1 protein-coding gene is annotated in these 1,602 nt (G+C 42.6%); it reads left to right on the top strand.

What is annotated here, in order from left to right:
• Window positions 1-1,602 (top strand): condensation domain-containing protein (locus A4S05_RS38310; protein ID WP_141699952.1); only part of this gene is annotated, 1,602 nt, incomplete at both ends.

Raw genomic sequence — 1,602 nt, forward strand, 5'->3', positions numbered from 1 at the left:
TGTGTATTGCGGGAGTGGGTTTAGCACGAGGCTATCTCAACCGTCCCGATTTAACCGCCGAGAAATTTATTGAAGTTGAATTATTTGGCAAAACTGAGCGAATTTATAAAACTGGTGACTTAGCAAAATGGAACTCTGATGGCAATCTTGAGTATCTAGGTCGTATTGATGCTCAAATTAAATTACGGGGATTTCGGATTGAACTTGGTGAAATTGAATCGCTATTATTGCAAAATTATTTAGTTAGAGAAGCGGTTGTTATTTTATATGAAACTGATAATAATCCCAGGTTAGTAGCTTATGTCACGGCAAAGGAAAAATCCAGTAATTTAGCGAGTCAACTCAAAGACTACCTGAAGATTCGCCTACCAAATTATATGATTCCTAGCCAGATTATCGTATTGGATCAGTTGCCCCTTTCCCCTAACGGAAAACTAGATCGTAGAGCGCTACCAACACCAAATGCAGCCACTTCTACGGACTTTCAAATGCCAGTCACGCCAACTGAAGAACTGTTGGCTACCTTATGGCAAAGTCTCTTAAAAGCTAAGTCTGTTGGTCGTCAAGATAACTTCTTTGAATTGGGTGGACATTCGCTATTAGCAACCCAATTAGTTACCCGCATTCGTGACACTTTTGGGGTAGAAGTACCTGTCCGCAAGGTATTTGAACAGAGTGTTTTGTCTGATTTGGCAACAGAAATTGACAAAGCCGCTTCGGTAATTGCTTTACCACCCATCACGCCACAACCTGAAAATGCTCCTAAAAATCTGTCATTTGCCCAATCGAGACTCTGGTTTTTAGCCCAACTTGAAGACACCGGAACCTCGGCTACCTACAATATGTCAACGGCGCTAGAACTTGAAGGCAAGTTGAATATAGAAGCGTTGCGTGCAAGTTTTGATTATCTCCTCGATCGCCATGCCATTCTACGCACCTATTTTCCCGCACTAGAAGGAGAGGCGCAAGTAGCCGTCCAAAATCTAGATGATATAGAAGTGCTGGCGATTACAGATTTACAGTCACTTAATCCCCAGACTCAAGCAGAAACCGTACAACGGTTATCAGATAACCACGCTCAAGAACCCTTTGACTTAAATACTGGCCCCCTATTCAAAGCGAAACTGCTGCAACTGGGCGAACAGAAAAATGTGCTGCTGATTAATATGCACCACATTATTAGTGATGGCTGGTCAATGGGAGTGTTTAAACGTGAATGGGAACAGACTTATGCTGCTTTTGCTGCGGGGAATGCTCCAAATTTGTCACCGTTGCCGATTCAATATAGTGATTATGCAGCTTGGCAGCGCAATTGGTTACAAGGGGAGATTTTAGAAAATCAGGAAAATTACTGGAAACAACAATTAGGTGATGCTCCCCGATTGCTGGATTTGCCCACTGATCATCCCCGTCCAGCCCAACAAAGTTATCAAGGTGGGCGTGAGGAATATCGTTTGAGCAATGAACTGACTCAGAGACTTAAAGCTATTAGTCAACAACAGGGAGTTACTTTGTTTATGACTCTGTTGACGGCTTTTAGTATTTTACTATCTCGTTACAGCCGTCAAGAGGATTTATGTATTGGTAGTGCGATCGCTAACC

Source organism: Nostoc sp. KVJ20 (assembly GCF_001712795.1).
In the GTDB taxonomy this organism is placed as follows: domain Bacteria; phylum Cyanobacteriota; class Cyanobacteriia; order Cyanobacteriales; family Nostocaceae; genus Nostoc.